This is a genomic window from Mycobacterium spongiae, assembly GCF_018278905.1.
GTDB classification, from domain to species: Bacteria; Actinomycetota; Actinomycetes; order Mycobacteriales; family Mycobacteriaceae; genus Mycobacterium; species Mycobacterium spongiae.
On record NZ_CP046600.1, the window covers coordinates 4,985,156 to 5,002,334 of the forward strand.

17 protein-coding genes are annotated in these 17,179 nt (G+C 65.6%); 3 read left to right on the forward strand and 14 right to left on the reverse strand.

The window, feature by feature from the left end; translation table 11 throughout:
* Positions 1–2: 2 nt before the first annotated feature.
* Entirely contained in the window at positions 3–806 is an 804-nt protein-coding gene (locus F6B93_RS20025; RefSeq protein WP_211696631.1) for an acetoacetate decarboxylase family protein, read from the reverse strand.
* Positions 803–1,768, reverse strand: coding sequence for an SDR family NAD(P)-dependent oxidoreductase (locus F6B93_RS20030; protein WP_425518475.1), 966 nt, complete (start codon positions 1,766–1,768; stop codon positions 803–805). The genes F6B93_RS20025 and F6B93_RS20030 overlap by 4 nt, the downstream gene beginning before the upstream one ends.
* 172 nt (positions 1,769–1,940) lie before the next feature.
* Between F6B93_RS20030 and F6B93_RS20035 the strand changes: the two genes are divergently transcribed.
* Positions 1,941–3,437 (forward strand): amidase, encoded by a 1,497-nt coding sequence (locus tag F6B93_RS20035; RefSeq protein ID WP_211696632.1) that lies wholly within the window; start codon positions 1,941–1,943, stop codon positions 3,435–3,437.
* Positions 3,438–3,454: 17 nt separating this feature from the next.
* Here the strand turns inward: F6B93_RS20035 and F6B93_RS20040 are convergent, their stop codons facing one another.
* From F6B93_RS20040 to F6B93_RS20070, 7 genes are all read right to left on the reverse strand, one after another.
* Complete coding sequence (locus tag F6B93_RS20040; RefSeq protein ID WP_246540883.1) at positions 3,455–3,865, reverse strand: hypothetical protein; 411 nt, start codon at positions 3,863–3,865, stop codon at positions 3,455–3,457.
* Positions 3,866–4,101: 236 nt separating this feature from the next.
* Positions 4,102–4,971 (reverse strand): alpha/beta fold hydrolase, encoded by an 870-nt coding sequence (locus F6B93_RS20045; protein WP_211696633.1) that lies wholly within the window; start codon positions 4,969–4,971, stop codon positions 4,102–4,104.
* A 75-nt stretch (positions 4,972–5,046) separates the two neighbouring features.
* Complete coding sequence (locus tag F6B93_RS20050; protein WP_211696634.1) at positions 5,047–5,736, reverse strand: GAP family protein; 690 nt, start codon at positions 5,734–5,736, stop codon at positions 5,047–5,049.
* Between the two features lie 194 nt (positions 5,737–5,930).
* On the reverse strand, positions 5,931–6,272 hold the full coding sequence (locus F6B93_RS20055) for a hypothetical protein (RefSeq protein WP_211696635.1): 342 nt from the start codon (positions 6,270–6,272) through the stop codon (positions 5,931–5,933).
* Positions 6,273–6,303: 31 nt separating this feature from the next.
* Positions 6,304–8,733: a plasma-membrane proton-efflux P-type ATPase gene (locus F6B93_RS20060; protein ID WP_211699631.1), complete on the reverse strand. Its 2,430-nt coding sequence runs from the start codon at positions 8,731–8,733 to the stop codon at positions 6,304–6,306.
* On the reverse strand, positions 8,733–9,491 hold the full coding sequence (locus F6B93_RS20065; protein ID WP_211696636.1) for a DUF2510 domain-containing protein: 759 nt from the start codon (positions 9,489–9,491) through the stop codon (positions 8,733–8,735). The genes F6B93_RS20060 and F6B93_RS20065 overlap by 1 nt, the downstream gene beginning before the upstream one ends.
* A gap of 64 nt (positions 9,492–9,555) precedes the next feature.
* The gene (locus tag F6B93_RS20070) at positions 9,556–10,227 is read right to left on the reverse strand and encodes an LppP/LprE family lipoprotein (RefSeq protein ID WP_211696637.1); all 672 of its coding nucleotides are present in this window, start codon (positions 10,225–10,227) and stop codon (positions 9,556–9,558) included.
* Positions 10,228–10,514: 287 nt separating this feature from the next.
* Between F6B93_RS20070 and F6B93_RS20075 the strand changes: the two genes are divergently transcribed.
* Positions 10,515–12,077: an LCP family protein gene (locus F6B93_RS20075; RefSeq protein ID WP_211696638.1), complete on the forward strand. Its 1,563-nt coding sequence runs from the start codon at positions 10,515–10,517 to the stop codon at positions 12,075–12,077.
* Between the two features lie 34 nt (positions 12,078–12,111).
* Here F6B93_RS20075 and F6B93_RS20080 read toward each other — a convergent pair whose 3' ends face one another.
* The 5 genes from F6B93_RS20080 to F6B93_RS20100 all read right to left on the reverse strand — a co-directional run bounded on the left by F6B93_RS20080 (position 12,112) and on the right by F6B93_RS20100 (position 16,499).
* Complete coding sequence (locus F6B93_RS20080) at positions 12,112–12,903, reverse strand: SDR family NAD(P)-dependent oxidoreductase (protein WP_211696639.1); 792 nt, start codon at positions 12,901–12,903, stop codon at positions 12,112–12,114.
* Between the two features lie 3 nt (positions 12,904–12,906).
* Complete coding sequence (locus F6B93_RS20085; protein WP_211696640.1) at positions 12,907–13,746, reverse strand: SDR family oxidoreductase; 840 nt, start codon at positions 13,744–13,746, stop codon at positions 12,907–12,909.
* Between the two features lie 124 nt (positions 13,747–13,870).
* Complete coding sequence (locus F6B93_RS20090) at positions 13,871–14,806, reverse strand: enoyl-CoA hydratase (protein WP_211696641.1); 936 nt, start codon at positions 14,804–14,806, stop codon at positions 13,871–13,873.
* A 182-nt stretch (positions 14,807–14,988) separates the two neighbouring features.
* Positions 14,989–15,807 carry an ABC transporter permease gene (locus F6B93_RS20095; RefSeq protein WP_211696642.1) on the reverse strand — a complete coding sequence of 273 codons (819 nt, stop codon included), beginning with the start codon at positions 15,805–15,807 and terminating at the stop codon, positions 14,989–14,991.
* Positions 15,804–16,499 (reverse strand): ABC transporter ATP-binding protein, encoded by a 696-nt coding sequence (locus F6B93_RS20100; protein WP_246540885.1) that lies wholly within the window; start codon positions 16,497–16,499, stop codon positions 15,804–15,806. Before F6B93_RS20100 ends, F6B93_RS20095 begins: the two co-directional genes overlap by 4 nt.
* A 192-nt stretch (positions 16,500–16,691) precedes the next feature.
* On the opposite strand from F6B93_RS20100, the gene F6B93_RS20105 reads away from it, so the two are divergent.
* Positions 16,692–17,135, forward strand: a complete 444-nt coding sequence (locus F6B93_RS20105) for a DoxX family protein (protein ID WP_211699633.1) — start codon at positions 16,692–16,694, stop codon at positions 17,133–17,135.
* Positions 17,136–17,179: the final 44 nt, after the last annotated feature.

Here is a 17,179-nt window from a genome sequence, read left to right on the forward strand (position 1 = left end):
AGCTATACCCGCGCCGGCTCGGGGATCGGGGCGGCCAACGCGGCCGGGTCGTCGTAGCGCTGGTGCACATACGGCAGCAGCCACTCTTGCGGCACGCGTGCCGCGATTCGCCCTACCTGGATGGTGCGCCGACGGCACCAGGTGATCGACCTGATCTGGCGGACCACGACATCGGCTATCGGGTCAATTGGCGATTCTCCGAGCTCCAGAGTGCCGTCGATATTCTCCAGCAGCTCGTAGTGCCGGTGGTACTCGCCGTAGACGAGGTGGGGGTCGGTGATGCCGTCGCCGTCGGGGGCACGCAGGAACTTGAAGTAGAACTCGGTGTCCATCCGGTCGGGCGGCAACTCGGCCGGGCCGGCGACCTGGCCTTCCACTCTGATGAGCTGATAGCCCAGGCGGTCAACGAGCCCGGTGACGCGATCGTCAACACGCTCCACCCGAATGTCGGCCAGCTTCTTGGGCTCGCCGAACGTTTCGCGCCCACCCGTGACCGACTGTTCGGTCGACTGCGGCATGAGCAGCGGGTAGTCGCCGTGGAGGTCGCCGTGCCGGGCGGTCACCGAGAACACTGCCGACCCGAACGGCGGCTTGCCGGCTATCCGGACCCGCTGAACCTGGACCCGCACCAGGGGTTCCTCGGCCGGCTCCAGCGGCTTGGGCAGCACCGCCGCGACAACCTCCGGATCGGTGAGGTAGCTGACGGTCACCGCCTCGGTGGCGATCGGCGCCTTGGTGGCGTCGACTTCGTGGTCGACCTGCGCCTCGGGTGGGCGGGGACCGTAGCGGACTGCGGCGGTGCTCATTGGTTTCCTCCTTCGGTGTCCGGCCCCCTGCCGGCGGTCTGGCTGAGGACGTCGACCAGGTAGTCGGGGTCGCTGCGGGCGAGGATTGATGCCGCCTTGCGGCTCACGACCTCCTCGGTGGGGGCGGGCGGACCCATCATCCAGAAGCGGTCCGCCCGGATTCCGGCAATCACCTGGTCAGCGACAGTCTCCAGCGGGGTGAATTCGACGCGTACGCCGCCGGCCTCGAAGCGCGCCACGACCTCTGCCAGTGTCGGCTCGGGTGTGCGACGGTCCTGGGTCGCGGCGTAGCGCTTCGGCCGGTGCCGCCACGACTCCCAGATGCCGGTGTTCAAGAAGCCGCTGGGAAACAAGGCATGAGCCCGCACCCGCGTCCCGGTCATCTCCAGGTGCGTGTAGAGGCTTTCCGTAAGACAGAGCACCGCAGCCTTGGTCATGGGGTAAACCGCCATGGCCGGCCCGCCGGTGGCGCCGCGAGCAATCGGCGCGAATCCGCCGTTACCCGAGCAGGTGTTGACGACGTGCCCCTCCCCCTGCTCCAGCAGGATGGGCACGAAGGCCTTGATGCCGTGGATGACGCCCAGTACGTTGACGTCGATCCCCCAGCGCCAGTCCGCCAGGTCGTGTTCCCACATATAGCCTTCGGAGACCCCGCCCGTGCCGGCGTTGTTGCACACCACGTGAACCGCGCCGAAGCGCTGGAGCGCCTCGTGGGCCAGGGACTCGACCGAGGAATGATCGGTGACATCAGTGACCACGCCGGCCACGTCGATGCCCTCGCCGGCAAGTTCCCGGGTCGCCTCATCCAGCGGTTCGGCGAGGAGATCCGCTAACAGCACCTTCATGCCCTCCGCGCCGAACCGCCTGCCCATGGCCCGGCCGATGCCCCCGGCTCCCCCGGTTACGACCGCCACCTTGCCTTGGAGGTCCTTCATTAGCGCAATCGTCACACGCTCGCGCATGCCGCCGCAATAAGTCTTTTCATACGAAAACCCGAAACGATGGCTTGGTGTCTCTTCTGGCGCTCGCAGCGGGTCGTGGACCAGGCGTTCAGCGGTCGAAATCGGCCGCAGTTGCGGGGATCGACGAGGATTCGTGTTCCCTGGTCGGCGTCGCGGATCATAGGATCGGCCAATGCATCTTGACGAGTACATGTCGCTGGATGCGACGGCGTTGGCCGAGCTGGTGCAGCGCAAGCACGTCACCCCAGCCGAACTCCTCACCCTGGCGCGACAACGCGCCGACGGGGTCAATACCACGCTCAACGCAATCGTTGGTCGGCTCGACGACGTCGCCGACGCCCAAGCCGCGGATCCGGATCTGCAGGGGGCGCTTGCCGGTGTTCCGTTTCTGATCAAAGACCTCGCGCAGGAGTATCGAGGTTTCCCCACCTCATCGGGGTCCCGCTCGCTGGCCAACGACGTAGCCGACCAACACGCGCTGGTCACGCAGCGATTCTTGGATGCGGGTCTGGTGATCTTTGGCAAAACCAACACCCCCGAGTTCGGGGCCAAGGGCGTCACCGAATCCGATTACTGGGGTCCGGCTCGAAACCCGTGGAATACCGGACGGACGCCCGGCGGCTCGTCGGGTGGATCGGCAGCGGCGGTCGCGGCGGGGATCGTCCCGGCGGCCGGAGCCAACGACGGTGGCGGATCGATCCGAATTCCCGCCGCCTGCAACGGGCTCATCGGCCTCAAGCCCAGCCGGGGATTGGCACCCTACGGCCCGCAAACCGGGGAGTCGATGTTCGGGATGGCAACCCAGGGTGTCGTTTCGCGCACCGTCCGCGACAGCGCCGCCCTCTATGACGCGATCATTGGCCCCAATCCGCGCGCGGCCTATCAGGTCGCGCTTCCCGACCGTCCATTCGTCGAGCACATCAAGGATCGTCCGGGCGTCCTGAGAATTGGCTACTCAACTTCCTCTGCCATTAACCATCATCCCGACCGGGAAGCGATCGCCGCAGTCGACGAGGCGGCGACGCTGTTGCGCGACTTGGGCCACCAGGTTGAGGAGGTCAAGCCGCCCTACGACGACGCCGCATTGGCGCGCGACTTCCTCACCATCTGGTTCGGGCAGCTGTACCAGCAAGTCGTCGAGATCAAACGCCGAATCGGCGCCCGCGACAGCGACTTTGAGGCCGACACTCTGGCCATGTCGGAGCTCGGCCGATCAGCCGGCATCAAGGCGCCGATGCTCGCACTGGAAAACACAAACAACTACGTCCAGTCCCTGGCGGCGTTCCACGAGAACCACGACTACTTCCTGACCCCCACGCTGGCCACTGCACCGCTTATGGTCGGTGCCACCACAACGTCGCAGCGCTTGCAGATGGCAGCCCGGATCATGAGCAGGTTGCGCGCCGGAAAAGTGATGGCGCTCAGCGGAATCATGGACGAGCTCATTCAGGAGAGCCTGGGTTGGGTGCCCTACACACAGCTCGCGAACCTTACGGGGCGCCCCGCCATCAGCGTGCCGCTGCATTGGACGGATGCCGGGCTGCCGTTGGGCGTGCAGTTTGTCGGACGGCTGGGCGCCGACGGCGATCTCCTCCAATTGGCGGCGCAACTCGAAGAAGCGCGTCCCTGGTCCCACCGGCATCCGGCTCCGACCTCGCCGACGAGCTAGATTGCGCCGCCCGCCGATCAGCTAGCGCGCTCCGGGGCGTCAATCCCCGCCATTTTCAGGATCGCCAAGGCCAGCGGGGTGTCATCGCTCGCTCGTTCCTCGAGGTAGCGCCGTATCCGCTCGTTGCCGAATAACGCGACCCCGGCTTGGTCCATGTATTGGCGCATCTCCTCGACATCGAGAAGGATCAGCTCGTCCTCTCCGCGCCAGCTGAAGGCGATCTGCAGTACGCGAGCGGAAAGGCCGAAGTACTCCCCCAGCGCGATCAGTTCCGCGTAGCTGGGGAAATCGTCGGCGTCTTTGCGCCGGGAGTAGGTGGCCTTCGCCAGGTCGAGAGCGGAAGCGATTTCGGCATCTGGAACGTCGCGATTCAACAGCCACTCCAGGACGCGGCCAAGATCCTTCCCGGCGCGTGTTCGCCTCGGCATTTCACCGACGCTACCTTTTGGTTCGGAACCAGTCAATCAGCCTCAATATCAGATCAAGAGCCCTTTTCCGAACAAGTAGGATTATTTTCAATACGACGTTCCATTTTTGAAACTAGTGGATTAGAGTGGGTTCTACTGGCTCACGACAGCACAGGAAGACCACGACAGCGTCGCTTCTTCGAGCCAGCCTGCACGTCGCGTTACGAGGGGTCGACGTGCTAGCACGACGGTCAGCGCTATCCCGCATCGACATGGCGTGCGAGGAATTCGAGGACGGCCTGCGCGAAGATGTCGTTGCGGTCGCCGGCCACCATGTGCCCGGCACCGCCGACATCGGTGAACTCGACCTGCGGGAAGCGGGCGAGGAATTCATCAGCGGTCTCCTGGCGGACGAGGTCGCTCATTTGGCCCCGGATGAGAAGCATCGGTACGCGATCGCGCAGGATGGCGGCGACGGCGGCGTTCATCCGATCGGTGTCGATGATCTCGATCGGGGGAAAAGCCGCGGTGCCACTGATGAACTGCGGATCCCAATGCCAGTACCACCGATCGCCGCGGCGGCGCAGATTGGTCCGCAGGCCATCCAGATCAGCCGGTCTGGGTCGATGCGGGTTGTACTCGGCGATCATGTCGGCGACCTCGTCGAGTGAACCGAAGCCCGATTCGATGCGGTCGGCCATGAAGGCGTGCACACGGGTCGCTCCCGAGGGGTCCATGTCCGGCACGATGTCCACCAGGACGACGGCGCTGGCGATCTCCGGCGCCAGCTCACCCACGAGCAGCATCGAGGTGAACCCACCCAAAGAGGCACCCACCAGCACCGGGCGCGCGGGCAGCTGGCGCAGCACTTCCTGGATGTCGCCGGCGAAGCTGACCACGCGATAGTCGCCGTCGCCTGACCAATCGGATTCACCGTGGCCGCGCAAGTCGACCGTGACGGCTTGCCACCCACGCTCGGCGACAACAGCGGCAGCCCGGCTCCACGAGCGGCGCGTCTGGCCGCCGCCGTGCAAGAACACCACGGCGCGCGCTCTCGGATCCCCCAACCGGTCGGCGGCGATCCTGACGCCGCCCATCCCGCGGATCGAGAACGGTTCAGGTGCCATGGATATCGAGCGCCGTCACGGGCAGCCAGAGGTCATCACAAGATCCTAGGGCGCGTGCTGATCAGCCGTTGCTGGCTACAGCGCGTGAATGCCGTTGTAGAGAACCAACAGACCAATCACCGCCAACACGGCCGCGGACATCCCGGCATGGTTTTTCTCCATCCACACTTTGAGCCGTTCCAGCGCAGCGTCGAGTCGGTGACCGGCAGCCACATAGCCGAGTATCGGGATCGCGACCGTGGACGCCGCCAATGCGACGTAGAAGGCCACCGAGAACCACGCACCCGCAACGCCGCGCCCGCTGCTTCCGATGGCGAATCCGGCCGCCCCGGAGATGATCAATACCTCGGGTCTTACCACCACGAGCGCGGCGCCTACCACCGCAGCGCGCACCGGTGTGAACTTGGCGAAGGTACGCATCCAGGCTGGCGTCTCGGTCTCGCGATGCCGGGTCAGCCAGCGGAAGATGCCGAAAGCGATCAACGCCGACCCGAGGACCACGCGGAGCCAGGATGCCCATGCGGGCGGCGTCCTGTGCAAGCCGCCAAAGGCGCCGGATGCAACGACAGCCGACGCGGTCACCGCGGCAAGGCCCAGCAGCCAGCCGCCCAGAAAGGCGAGGCTGGCCGGGCGGGGTCGCGGTGCGTGCAGGACCAGCACCGCCGGGATGACGGTCAGCGGCGACAGCGCGACGACCAGAGCCAGCGGTACCAGCCCGGTCAGAATGGAGACCCAACTACCTGTCACGGGCAGCAATCTTCGCATTGACACCTACCCACGGACCACCGCGCACCGCCTCGGCGGCTGATCGCCGGACACCTCGATTGCCGACGCATCCAGGAATCCGGCGTGCAATGATCCGCCATGACGACCTGGCCGCCATTGCGCGGTGCACGAATGAGGACGCCAGCTTCAGCCCACCTCTGACCTTTAGCCAACTCGAGCCAGCTCGCGCGAACCTACGGTCGTGCCGGCGCGGTGCTTCCGGGCAGCGCGCCCATGGAGCCGCATACACTGCCAGCAGCAATGCCGCCGTCGGAAACCGGGTTCGCAATTTGACGAAAACCCCAGTCGCGATCTGGATCGCCGTTGCGCTGGTGATCGGCGCCCTGGCGATGCCGATCAAGCAAAGGTGCGGCGCTCCTGGCCGCTCGTGCGCCACCGCAGTGGATGCGCGTGGCAACGCGCACTATTTCTACGAGGTCGAACCCCTCGGCATTTTCCTGCTTGAACACCTGCTGGGCTTCGACCTTGGTGTGTATTACACCTCGGGCGTAGAAATCGTGACCCCCGATGATCACCGCGCCCCCAGCGGCTCGCCGGCCAGCCATGCTAGGACGCAGCAGGCGCACGCCGCAGTTTCGAACCACTGCCCAGCAGACGGTAGGTCACTAGCTTCACCTGGTCCTCGATGAGGAACCAGAACAGGGCATAGCACCAGACGATGGCGGCCCAACCCCAGCCGAGGGGCGTCATCAGGAGCCCATAGACGGCGATCAAGGTTGCGATGACCTGGGTCCCGATGACCGCGAGCAACAGCACCCGTGCGGGTGCCGGGGATGACCACATGGCGCCGCGCGTGCGAGTGACAAACACGGTCAGATGTCCGGAGACGGAAAGCTTGAGGTAGATCAGGGTCCGGATCAGGTCGCGGTCCAGGCCGAACATCCGGTCGGCGACCACGAACAGCAGGAAGGTCTCCGCAACACCCATCACACCCAACACCGTGGCCACGGTGAGAACGCTGCGCATGTCCCAGGCAGCAGGCTGTGCAGAACCACGGACTCGGTCGTATGCGATCGCCAGGATCGCGCCGTCGTTCAACAACGCCAGCAGCACCACCATGACTGCCGTGACGGGAAAAAAGTTCATGATCACGATCGCCAGAGTGATCAGCAACAACACCCGGATGGTTTCGGCGATGCGATAGGTCGCGTAGCTGGTCATCCGGGCGAAAATTTCGCGGGCCTGGCGGATCGCCGCCACGATCACCGACAAACCGGGAGCCAGTAGCACCACGTCGGCCGCCGCGCGTGCGGCGTCGGTGGCCCCGGCCACCGCAATCCCAGCATCGGCCTGTTTGAGCGCGGGAGCGTCGTTCACGCCGTCGCCGGTCATCCCGACGATGTGCCCCCGGGCCTGCAGCGTTCGCACGATCCGGTACTTGTGCTCGGGAAACACCTGGGCGAAGCCATCGGTGGCCTCCACCCGAGTGACCACTTCGCCGTCGGTGTCGGCCGCGTCCAACATGGCGGCATCGAGAATCTCCCCTCCCAACCCGACCCGGTGCGCGATCTCCCGCCCGATCGCGACTTGGTCCCCGGTCACCATCTTGACCTCAACCCCGAGTTCACGGGCGGCGGCGATCGTTTGCGCCGAGTCTTCACGCGGCGGGTCGGCCAAACCCAACACACCGACCACCCGCCAGGCCCCGTCATCGTCGGTGCGGGCAACACCAAGAGATCGGTACCCATGGCCGGCGAACCGATCCACCACACCGGCGACCTGGCCTGCGGCGCTGTCGCGCTCACACAGCGCGGCGATGACCTGCGGCGCGCCCTTGCATACCCGAAACCGTCGCCCGGCGGCATCGCGCACGAGGGCTTCGGCCCGTTTGCTTACCGGGTCGAACGGGGTGAACTGCTCGACGCTGCCATCGGGCGAGGCGGCCGCGGCCGCGAGCACCGCCGCGTCGATGGGGTCATTGTCCTCGGCGCGCGAGGCCAGCGCGGCCACCTGCAACAGGTCCTGGTCGGAGAAACCGTCGGCCGTCCACCGGTCGGCCACGGCGAGACGATTCTGGGTGAGCGTGCCAGTCTTGTCCGAGCACAGTAGATCCATTCCGCCTAGTTCCTCGACGGCGGGCAGGTGGCTCACCACAGCTTGCTGACGCGCGAGCTTGCGGGCACCGACCGCCATCGTGACCGACAAGACCGCGGGCAGCGCCACCGGAACCGAGGCGATCGTGACGACTAAGGCAAACTCCAACGTCTGCAGCACCGGATTACCGCGCAGCAGCGACACCCCCACCGTCAGCGCCACCAACGCCACCGCCATGACGATCAGATAGTTGCCAATGCGCAGCACCGCACGCTGAAAATGGCTCGCCGCTCCCGCCGTCTCCACCAACGCTGCGGTCCGGCCGAAGTAGGAGGATGCCCCGGTCGCGAAGACCACCGCGTCGGCCTCACCGCGCTCGAGCGCCGACCCCGAATACAGCACTTCCCCACGCCCACGGGCAACTGCCAGCGATTCGCCGGTCATCGCCGATTGGTCCACCTTCACGGTTACGTCGTCCAGGATCCGCAGATCCGCAGGCACGACGTCACCCAGCCGCACTCGCACCACGTCGCCCGGCACAAGCTCCCGGGCCGCAACCGTTACCCACACACCGTCACGATGCACCCGCGTCGATGAGCCCAATCGCTGTTTGAGTGCCGCGATCGCGCCAGCGGCCTGATGCTCCTCGGTGAACGCCACCAAACCATTCATCACCAACAACACCGCGATGATCGCGCTGTCCGCCCAGTGCCGGGTAACGATCGACAACACCAGCGCGGCCTCGATCATCCAGGGAATCGGCGCCCAGAAGTAACCCAGAAACGTCAGCACCGGGCTTCGTCGCTTCTCGGCGATCTCGTTGGGTCCATAGCGCCGAAGTCGCGAGTGCGCCTGCTCCGACGTCAGCCCTTGCACCGAACTTTCCAATTCGGTCAACGCCTGCTCCAACGGGAGGGACGCGACGTCAGAACCCGTCTGCATCAGCCCGGCCGCTGGCCCCGACACACCTGCGACGCGAACTCCACGGTGACCGTCGACGGCGTGCTGAACTCCGCGCCGAGCGTCAGCTCGGGGACCACAAGCTGGTGACCGACCCCTAGTCGCCCGAGATCGAGGTTGATCTCTACCGTCTGCGGAGTAGTCCGGCGGGCGTTGGTGTCCAGGTCCGCCCGCATGTTCAGCTCAGCGTCTTCGTCATCGGAGAGCTTTCTGATGGCGAGGTCAACGGCATCCTCTTCCGGGCCTACCTCGACGAAGTCCTCGCCATTGTTGGCGATGGTGAACGTCAGGACATAGCCGGCGAAGCCCGATGCGAGCGAACCCGACGGCGGCGGGGGCAGCGGCTCGGCGAATCTCACCACCAGCTGCAGAACACCTGATCGCGGATGCCCGACCTGCACCGAGGCGATGGTGATACTCGGGGGCGGCGTCGACCCGGCCTGCAACTGACAGTCGAGTCGCTTCGGCAACTGCGACCAGACACTTTCCGGCGGCCGGACCCACACGTAGATCGCGAACCCAACCAGTGCCAGCACCACCACGATGGGCAATGCCAACCGCAGAACCGCCGGCATCCGAAGCCAGAAGCGCCCGACACCGCCCGCGAGGGCTGCCAGCGGCGACGGGGGTGCCGACGGGTCAGACCGACGGTGTTCCGTCCAGTGTTCGCCGTCCCAATATCGTTGTCCCCCCGAACCGCCAGGATCGGAATACCAACCTGCCGGCGGCGAAGTCGCCACGTGGTGCTCCCTTCCAGGGTCAGTGAGGGTCAGCAAAGACCAGTACGGTGCCGGTACCGGGAGACTAGGGCGGAGATTCGCGCAGCTCCGGCAGCGGATCGAGCGTCCGCACGTGGTCCCCGCGCCATTGAAAACCCACGATCGTCAAGGTCCCGTCTTCGCATGTGTCACAACTCTGAAGAGTCCGATAGGTGAGGACCACAATGTCGTCGGTGGACGCGGGGCCGACCAAATCCGTGAATGGATAGGCCGCCGGTGTCGCGGTTCCGACGAACTCGCCGCGATGAAACATCAACGCCTGGTCGGGCGAGCTGTTGGTGGCGCCTTGCACGGTCACCAGCACCGCCGACAAGTCCGCGCACGGATCGTAATTGCTCTGCTCCGGCGTACCACTCCACGGCCGACCGGTCGTGGGATCGGGGGGAAGCTGGCCGAGCGCACTTCTCACCGCCGTCGCTTCGTCCGGCCCACAGGGGCCGGCGCGATCGTCCGCGCCGGCCGACGAGCTGCTCGGCGGGACGATGGTCATCGTTGGCGCCGGGGTCGGGTTCGCGGTTAGTTGCTTGCGATGCATACCGGCGAACGCCACGATCACGGCACCGATACCGACGATGACCACCACCGCGGCCAGCCACACCCCACGCCGAGAACCGCGTTCCGCCGGCGCAGTGGTATCCACATCATCGGTCGGCTCGTAGGCCGGCGGAGGCCACTTCGGGTTGATCTCGCGAGCCACTAGCCCTCCCTGTACCTTCCGGTACGCTCCCGATAGCTCCCCAGTGCTTTCGAGCTTGGAATTCTAGCCAGAAACGTGCTGGTAGCGGAAATTGGGCCGGCTCGCCGGACCCGGCCCATCCACCGGCCCATCCACGGTGCTCGCGGGGTGAGTCTGGCCACATCCGACCCCCTGATCTGGGCCTTAGTAGCAAGCTCACGCATACTAGACGGCATGAGTCGAGCGACATCACCGCACACCGCTGGCAGCGCGCCAGTCGGTCCGCTGGTGATTGGTCGACGCTCGTGATGGCAGGTAACGGCGGAACTTCGCGCGTAGCCTCCGGGGGAAGTCGCCACCGCCATCGTGCTGTTCGCCAACCGTCGCGGATCCGCCGGCAGCTGGTCCGCAGCTTCATGACGCTGGTATCGGCCGTGGCCCTGGTGATGACCGGAGCAGGATATTGGGTAGCGCACGGCACCCTCGGCGGCATCACGATTTCGCAGGCGCTGAGCGCCGACGACCCGCGCTCCAGCGACGACAGTATGAACATCTTGTTGATCGGGCTGGACTCCCGCAAAGATCAGCAGGGCAACGACCTGCCGTGGTCGATCTTGAGGCAGCTGCACGCCGGCACCTCCGACGATGGCGGCTACAACACGAACACGCTGATACTTGTGCACATCGGGACCGACGGTAAGGTCGTCGCCTTTTCGATTCCCCGCGATGACTGGGTGCCTTTCACCGGCGTTCCGGGCTACACCCACATCAAGATCAAAGAGGCGTACGGGCTCACCAAGCAATACGTCGCCGAGAAGCTCGCCGAGCGGGGCGTGAGCTCTCAGAGCGAGCTCGAGACCCGAGGCCGCGAAGCCGGCCGCGCGGCAACCTTGCGTGCCGTACGCAACCTGACCGGTGTCCCGATCGACTACTTCGCCGAGATCAATCTGGCGGGTTTCTACGATCTGGCCCAGGCACTGGGCGGCGTCGAGGTGTGCCTGAACCATTCCGTCTACGACTCCTACTCCGGAGCCAACTTCGCTGCCGGGCGCCAACGGCTGGACGCCTCCGAGGCGCTGGCCTTTGTCCGGCAACGTCACGGCCTGGAGAACGGGGACTTGGATCGCACCCACCGCCAGCAGGCGTTTCTTTCGTCGGTCATGCGGGAACTTCAAGACTCGGGCACGTTCACCAATTTGGACAGGCTCGACAGCCTGATGGCAGTGGCGCGCAAAGACGTAGTGCTGTCGGCCGGATGGGACGAGGACCTGCTCCGCCGCATGGGCGATCTCGCCGGCGACAACGTCGAGTTCCGGACGCTGCCCGTGGTGCGCTACGACAACATCGACGGCCAGGACGTCAACATCGTCGATCCGAGCGCGATCAAGGATGAGGTCGCGGCGGCGATCGGCACCGCCGCCACCACAACGACGGCGACCCAGCCCGATCCATCCACCGTCGTCGACGTGGTTAATGCCGGCAGCATCGATGGACTGGCGAGTCAGGTGTCTCGCGACCTCAGCAAGCGCGGCTACACCTCCGGCCAAGTTCGCGACCGCAACTCCGGCGAGCCGTGGGCGAGCACCATCCAGTACGGCGCGGGCGCCCAGACCGACGCACAGAATCTCTCCTCCCTATTGAGCATCGACGCTGCCGACGAGCCGGACCCCGACATCGAGCCCGGACACGTCCGAGTAACAGTGGACACCTACGTCTCGATGTTCGCAGCGGATGACAGCACCACCAGCTCAACGACGACCACGACGTCCAGCAGCTCCGACATGTACTACAACGGCTACACCACCACCACCTTCCCGACGCCCGATCAGGGCAAGCCCATCGATGGCGGCGGCGTACCCTGCGTCAACTAGACCTTTCGACACCTTTCGACGAGGTCAGCGTCTCTTAGGCGTGCGTACCGCCGTCGATGCGGATTTCGGTACCGGTGATAAACGCGCCGTCCTCGGAGACCAGCATGGCGATCACACCCGCGACCGCGGCGGGATCAGCCATTCCCGTGCCGCTGGCTTCCTCGGTGGTGGGCAGGATGGGCAACAGCCGGGAAAACAACGACCAGTCGGCGTCGGACGGGATATAGCCTCCCGTAGCCTCGGTGATCCCAGACTTGATGCTGCCCGGCGCCACGCAAACCGCACGTAGCCCGGCACGGGCATACTCGAGCGCCAGCGCGTGGGTCAGGGCCTGGACTCCGCCTTTGCTCGCCGAATACGCCGCCATGTAGGGATGCGCGAAGGAAGCCGACGTGGAACTGAAGTTCACGATCGTGCTCCGCGGATTGTCCAGCAATGCCGGCAAAGCTTGGCGGACCACCAGGAAGGTGCCGGTCAAGTTGACCGCGATGATCTGATTCCACTGCTCGGTGCTGGTGTGGTGGGTGTGTGCGGCACGCAGCATGCCGGCCGCGTTGACGACAGCGTCCAGGCCACCGAGCGTGTCGATGGCCGACCGCACACCATCGACCACGGACGTCTCGTCTGCGACATCCATCTGACGCGCGGTGCACCGATCCCCGGTCGCGGCCTCGTCCGCCCGAGCCACCGTCGTGGCCAGGCCCTCCGCCGCGATGTCGGCGGCAACCACCGCGGCGCCTTCCTCCAGGAGACGCAGCGCGCTAGCTTGGCCGATTCCCGATCCAGCGCCGGTTACCAGGATCCGCTTGCCCTCCAGGCGTTTCATCGGTCACACCACGCCGCGCAACCCGTCGGCGCCGAACAGCGGTTCCAGCATGGCCGAGAAATCCGGGCCACGCCGCAACATGTGCCCGCCGTCGACGTTGATGGTTTGTCCGGTGATCCAGCCGGCGGCATCGCTGAGCAAGAACATTGCCAGGTTGGCGATGTCTTCGACCTCGCCGACCCTTGGCAGCGGCGTGCAGCTTCGGTAGTCCGCGCTGAGCTCCGGCGAATCAGTAATTGCCGCGACCAAATCGGTGCGGATCAAGCCCGGGCGAATGCTGTTCACGCGCACCCAGGACGGGCCTAGCTCGTCGGCAGCCAATCTCATCAAGTGATCAACGGCCGACTTGGTGACTCCGTAGGCACCGAACCATCGGTGGGTGTTGCTAGCCGCGATCGACGAGACCCCGACGAATGACCCGCCGCCGCCGCGCACCAGCTCTCGTGAGGCGTGCTTGAGCACGTACATGGTGCCGTTGACGTTCAGGTCGACAGTGCGCCGCCACGCGTCCGAGTCGATTCGGGTGATCGGACCGATGGTCTCCGAACCACCCGCGCAGTGCACCACCCCATGCAGCCGCCCGTGCCATGCGGTCACCGCGTCGACGGCACGAGCGGTTTCGTCCTCGTCGGTGATGTCGGCGGGCTCGTAGCGGACCGCGTCACCGGTGATGTTGGAGCCCTTGACCACCTCGAGTTCTTTGGCGGCCGCCGCTAGCCGGTCCGGGTTGCGGCCAACGATCATGACTGCGGCTCCGGCGGCGACCAGGCCGGCGGCCACCCCCTTGCCGATTCCGCTGCCACCACCAGTGACCAGGTACGTCCGGTCTTGGAAAGACTGCACTTGGGCCCCTCACGCCGACACTGAAACAGGTTCTAGCTATCGAACCATGCGGCCGTCGGTGTCGCATCACCTTCCCCCGCGCCACCACCGCCGACCGTTGCACCGGCCGCACGATAACGGTGCGCTACGGAGTATCGCGCCGGGCGACCTTCGTCGGCCGCGCGGTGCGCCAGTCTTCGACGTCGGGTGGCAAGCCGATCGGGTATCGGTTCTCGTTGTGCGCTGCCCAATGCGCGTGGCCCAGCTCATGGACGTGGAAGGCGTGCCGCAGCGCCTCGGTGAACCCCATCGCGTCGGAGGCCGCGTTCACCGAGTCTTTGACCAATAGCGAAGCCATCGTGGGTCGCTCGGCGATGCGCCGCGCGAACTCCAACGTCTTGTCCGCCAGTTCGTCGGCCGGGAAGACCTTGGAGACCATGCCAAGCCGGTAGGCCTCCTCGGCGTCCAGCGAATCACCGGTCAGCAGTAGCTCTTTGGCTTTGCGTGGGCCGAATTCCCAAGGATGGGCATAGTATTCGACACCCGGCATACCCAGCCTCACCGCGACCACATCACTGAACTTCGCGTTGTCGGCGGCGACGATCAGATCACAGGCCCAGATCAGCATCAGTCCGGCTGAGATTGCGTTTCCCTGCACCTGGGCGATGGTGATCTTGCGCAGATCGCGCCAGCGGCAGGTGTTCTGGAAATAGAAGTGCCACTCTTGCAGGTAGAGCTTCTCAACGACCGGGTCGCGGGTGGCGCCGTGCGAACGGAAGGTCGGGTGCTGAGCCGGTCCGGGCCGCCGTTCGAGCATCGCCTCCTCCGACCCGAGATCGTGACCCGCGGAGAAGTTCTTGCCGCGCGCCGCGAGGATCACCACACGAACGGCGTCGTCGGCCTCGGCACGGCAAAACGCTTCGTCGAGTTCGACCAACAGAGTGCGGTTCTGCGCGTTGTGCGCCTCGGGCCGATTGAGCCAGATCCGGGCGATGCGGCCCTCGTCGAGAGTCTCGTAGGTTACGAGCTCGGCGCGGTCGGTGTGACTGGCCGTGGCGCTGACTTGGTCGGAGGCTGTCATTCCGCCCACCTCGCTTGTCTTGGGGGCTTGTCTTGGGGGCTTGTCTTGGGGGCTCGTCTTGGGGCTTGTCTCGGGTTCTTGTCGGGGGTTAGGCCCGAATCCAGAATAGATCCGACCCGTTACACATTACGGCCATTGTGTAAGCGGATCCTCGGTGGGTTGGCCGGCCCGGGTGTGCCCGGTCATGACGTAGATCGCTTCGAGCGGCGGACCGGACCAGGCGTTTCGACCCGGTGGCCAAGCGGCTTTAGCCGATGGTCGCGGGTGAACACGAGGCGGACGAGGCCAAGGGCCACCACGACAGTGGTGGCCGCAACCGACCCGAGGATGAGGAACATCACCACCGCCTGGACCAGCACTGCCTGCAGTGGGGGTACGCCGGCGAGGATGAGTCCGGTCATCGCACCCGGCAGGAATACCAGCCCGGTGGCCTTGGTGGTTTCGATCTGCGGGGAAATCGCCGACCGCAACGCGATCCGTAGGTATGGAACAGCGGCCTGGCGCGCCGGTTGCCCCAGCGCGAGTCTGGCTTCGACCTCGTCGCGCTTGTCGCGCAGTTCGTCGACCAGCCGGCGCGCCACCAGCACCATCGCCGTCATCGAGTTGCCGATCATCATCCCCGCGATCGGCACCACGGTCCGGGCTTGGAGCGGGAACACCCCCAGCCCGAAAATCACGCCCAAGGTGATCGCCGCGGTCGCGGCGAAGGCAGCGACGGCCAACGACGCCAATCGCGGCACTTCCGGCGCCCTTCTGCGGGCGACGTCCCCGGCGTAAGCAATCATGCCGGCGAGCCACGCCCACGACCACCACAGGGAATGGTCCGAATCGAAGAGCAATGTCAACGCACCGCCCACGAGGAGCAGCTGGACCAGAGCACGAGCCGCCGCCCACAGCACCTGGCGTTGCAGACCCAAGCGCTGCCATAACGAAATCCCCGCCGCCAGCAGCACCAACGCCAGCGACGTGGCCAAACCGATCCAGCTGACCTGGACGTTCATCGCGGCACCGACCCATTGTCCGGGGTGTGCCCGACCGGGGCCAGCCCAACGCACCGGCCCTGGTCGATACGTAACACCCGATCGGCAACCCGTTGCACCTGCATCGGGTCGTGGCTCACCCACAGCGCCGGGATCCCATCGTCGGCCAGCTCCCGGACAGCGCGCTCGATGAGCTTGGCCGCCTCGGCGTCCACCGCCGAGGTCGGCTCATCGAGCAACAACACGTGCGGTTTGGCCATCAGGGTGCGGGCCAAGCACATGCGCTGTGCCTCCCCACCCGACAGCGACGTCACGTCGCGGTCCAACCACGAACGGTTCCCCGATCCGGTAAGCGCCGCCCGGGCCAGCGCATCGACCATCCGCGAGTCCGACGCATCCGGCGCGGCGACCCGCAGGTTGTCGGCCACCGTGCCGGGAAACGGGGTCGGACGTTGGAAGCACATGCCCACCCGGTGCCGCAGCAGCAATGGGTCGATAGTCGCGACGCTGTTGCCGCAGAACAACACGGTCCCGCTCGTCGGCACGTCCAGTCGGTTGCACATTCGCAGCAGGGTGGACTTGCCGGAGCCAGACGGTCCGGACACCACCGTGACCCCCCGCCCCGGAATGGCGGCGGTGAATCCGTCCAATGCTCGGACCCCACCGCGTTCGGCGACGACGTCGATGAATTCGAACACCGAGTCCGTCTCCACAGCTCGCCTCCCCATCATCCAGGACTAAGATATCGTAATCCGATATTGATGTACGATATCGGTTGTCGCGATCTGCTGTCGCAGCACCGCGCACAGTACTCAGGTACGCTCGTTCAGATCAGTATCGGAATTCGATATCGGAACCCGAGTAGGTGGAAAATGGACGCTGCCCGAATCTCCTGGCGACGACTCCTGCATGCCGATGGGCCGCCGGCAGTGATCTGCATACGGCTCCTGGTGGGGTTCGTGTTTCTCAGCGAAGGCATCCAGAAGTTCCTCTTCCAAGAGCAACTGGGGCCTGGCCGATTCGAGCGGATCGGAATCCCCGCGGCCACGTTTTTCGCCGATCTCGATGGGGTTGTCGAAATCGTCTGCGGCACCCTGGTCATCGTGGGCCTGTTGACTCGGTTCGCGGCGGTTCCGCTGTTGATCGACATCAGCGGGGCAATCGTGCTGACCAAACTCCCGGCCCTGCAAGCGGGCGGGTTCCTGGGCATCGAGGGCTTCTGGGACATGGCCCACGAAGCACGGGCAGACTTCTCTATGCTGCTCGGCTTGATCTTTCTGCTGTGGATCGGGCCGGGCAGATGGTCACTGGATGCACGCCTGGCCCGCTCACGGCCCGGCGAGCCGTAGAATCGCTACCCGATATCGGTTTCGTCACCTGGTGGAGGTGGTGT

Bases quoted from the DNA above. Each gene is read 5' to 3' on its own strand.
- F6B93_RS20025 (WP_211696631.1), bottom strand. From the start codon at position 806: ATGAGCACCGCCGCAGTCCGCTACGGTCCCCGCCCACCCGAGGCGCAG.
- F6B93_RS20030 (WP_425518475.1), bottom strand. From the start codon at position 1,768: ATGCGCGAGCGTGTGACGATTGCGCTAATGAAGGACCTCCAAGGCAAG.
- F6B93_RS20035 (WP_211696632.1), top strand. From the start codon at position 1,941: ATGCATCTTGACGAGTACATGTCGCTGGATGCGACGGCGTTGGCCGAG.
- F6B93_RS20040 (WP_246540883.1), bottom strand. From the start codon at position 3,865: ATGCCGAGGCGAACACGCGCCGGGAAGGATCTTGGCCGCGTCCTGGAG.
- F6B93_RS20045 (WP_211696633.1), bottom strand. From the start codon at position 4,971: ATGGCACCTGAACCGTTCTCGATCCGCGGGATGGGCGGCGTCAGGATC.
- F6B93_RS20050 (WP_211696634.1), bottom strand. From the start codon at position 5,736: ATGCGAAGATTGCTGCCCGTGACAGGTAGTTGGGTCTCCATTCTGACC.
- F6B93_RS20060 (WP_211699631.1), bottom strand. From the start codon at position 8,733: ATGCAGACGGGTTCTGACGTCGCGTCCCTCCCGTTGGAGCAGGCGTTG.
- F6B93_RS20075 (WP_211696638.1), top strand. From the start codon at position 10,515: ATGGCAGGTAACGGCGGAACTTCGCGCGTAGCCTCCGGGGGAAGTCGC.
- F6B93_RS20080 (WP_211696639.1), bottom strand. From the start codon at position 12,903: ATGAAACGCCTGGAGGGCAAGCGGATCCTGGTAACCGGCGCTGGATCG.
- F6B93_RS20090 (WP_211696641.1), bottom strand. From the start codon at position 14,806: ATGACAGCCTCCGACCAAGTCAGCGCCACGGCCAGTCACACCGACCGC.
- F6B93_RS20095 (WP_211696642.1), bottom strand. From the start codon at position 15,807: ATGAACGTCCAGGTCAGCTGGATCGGTTTGGCCACGTCGCTGGCGTTG.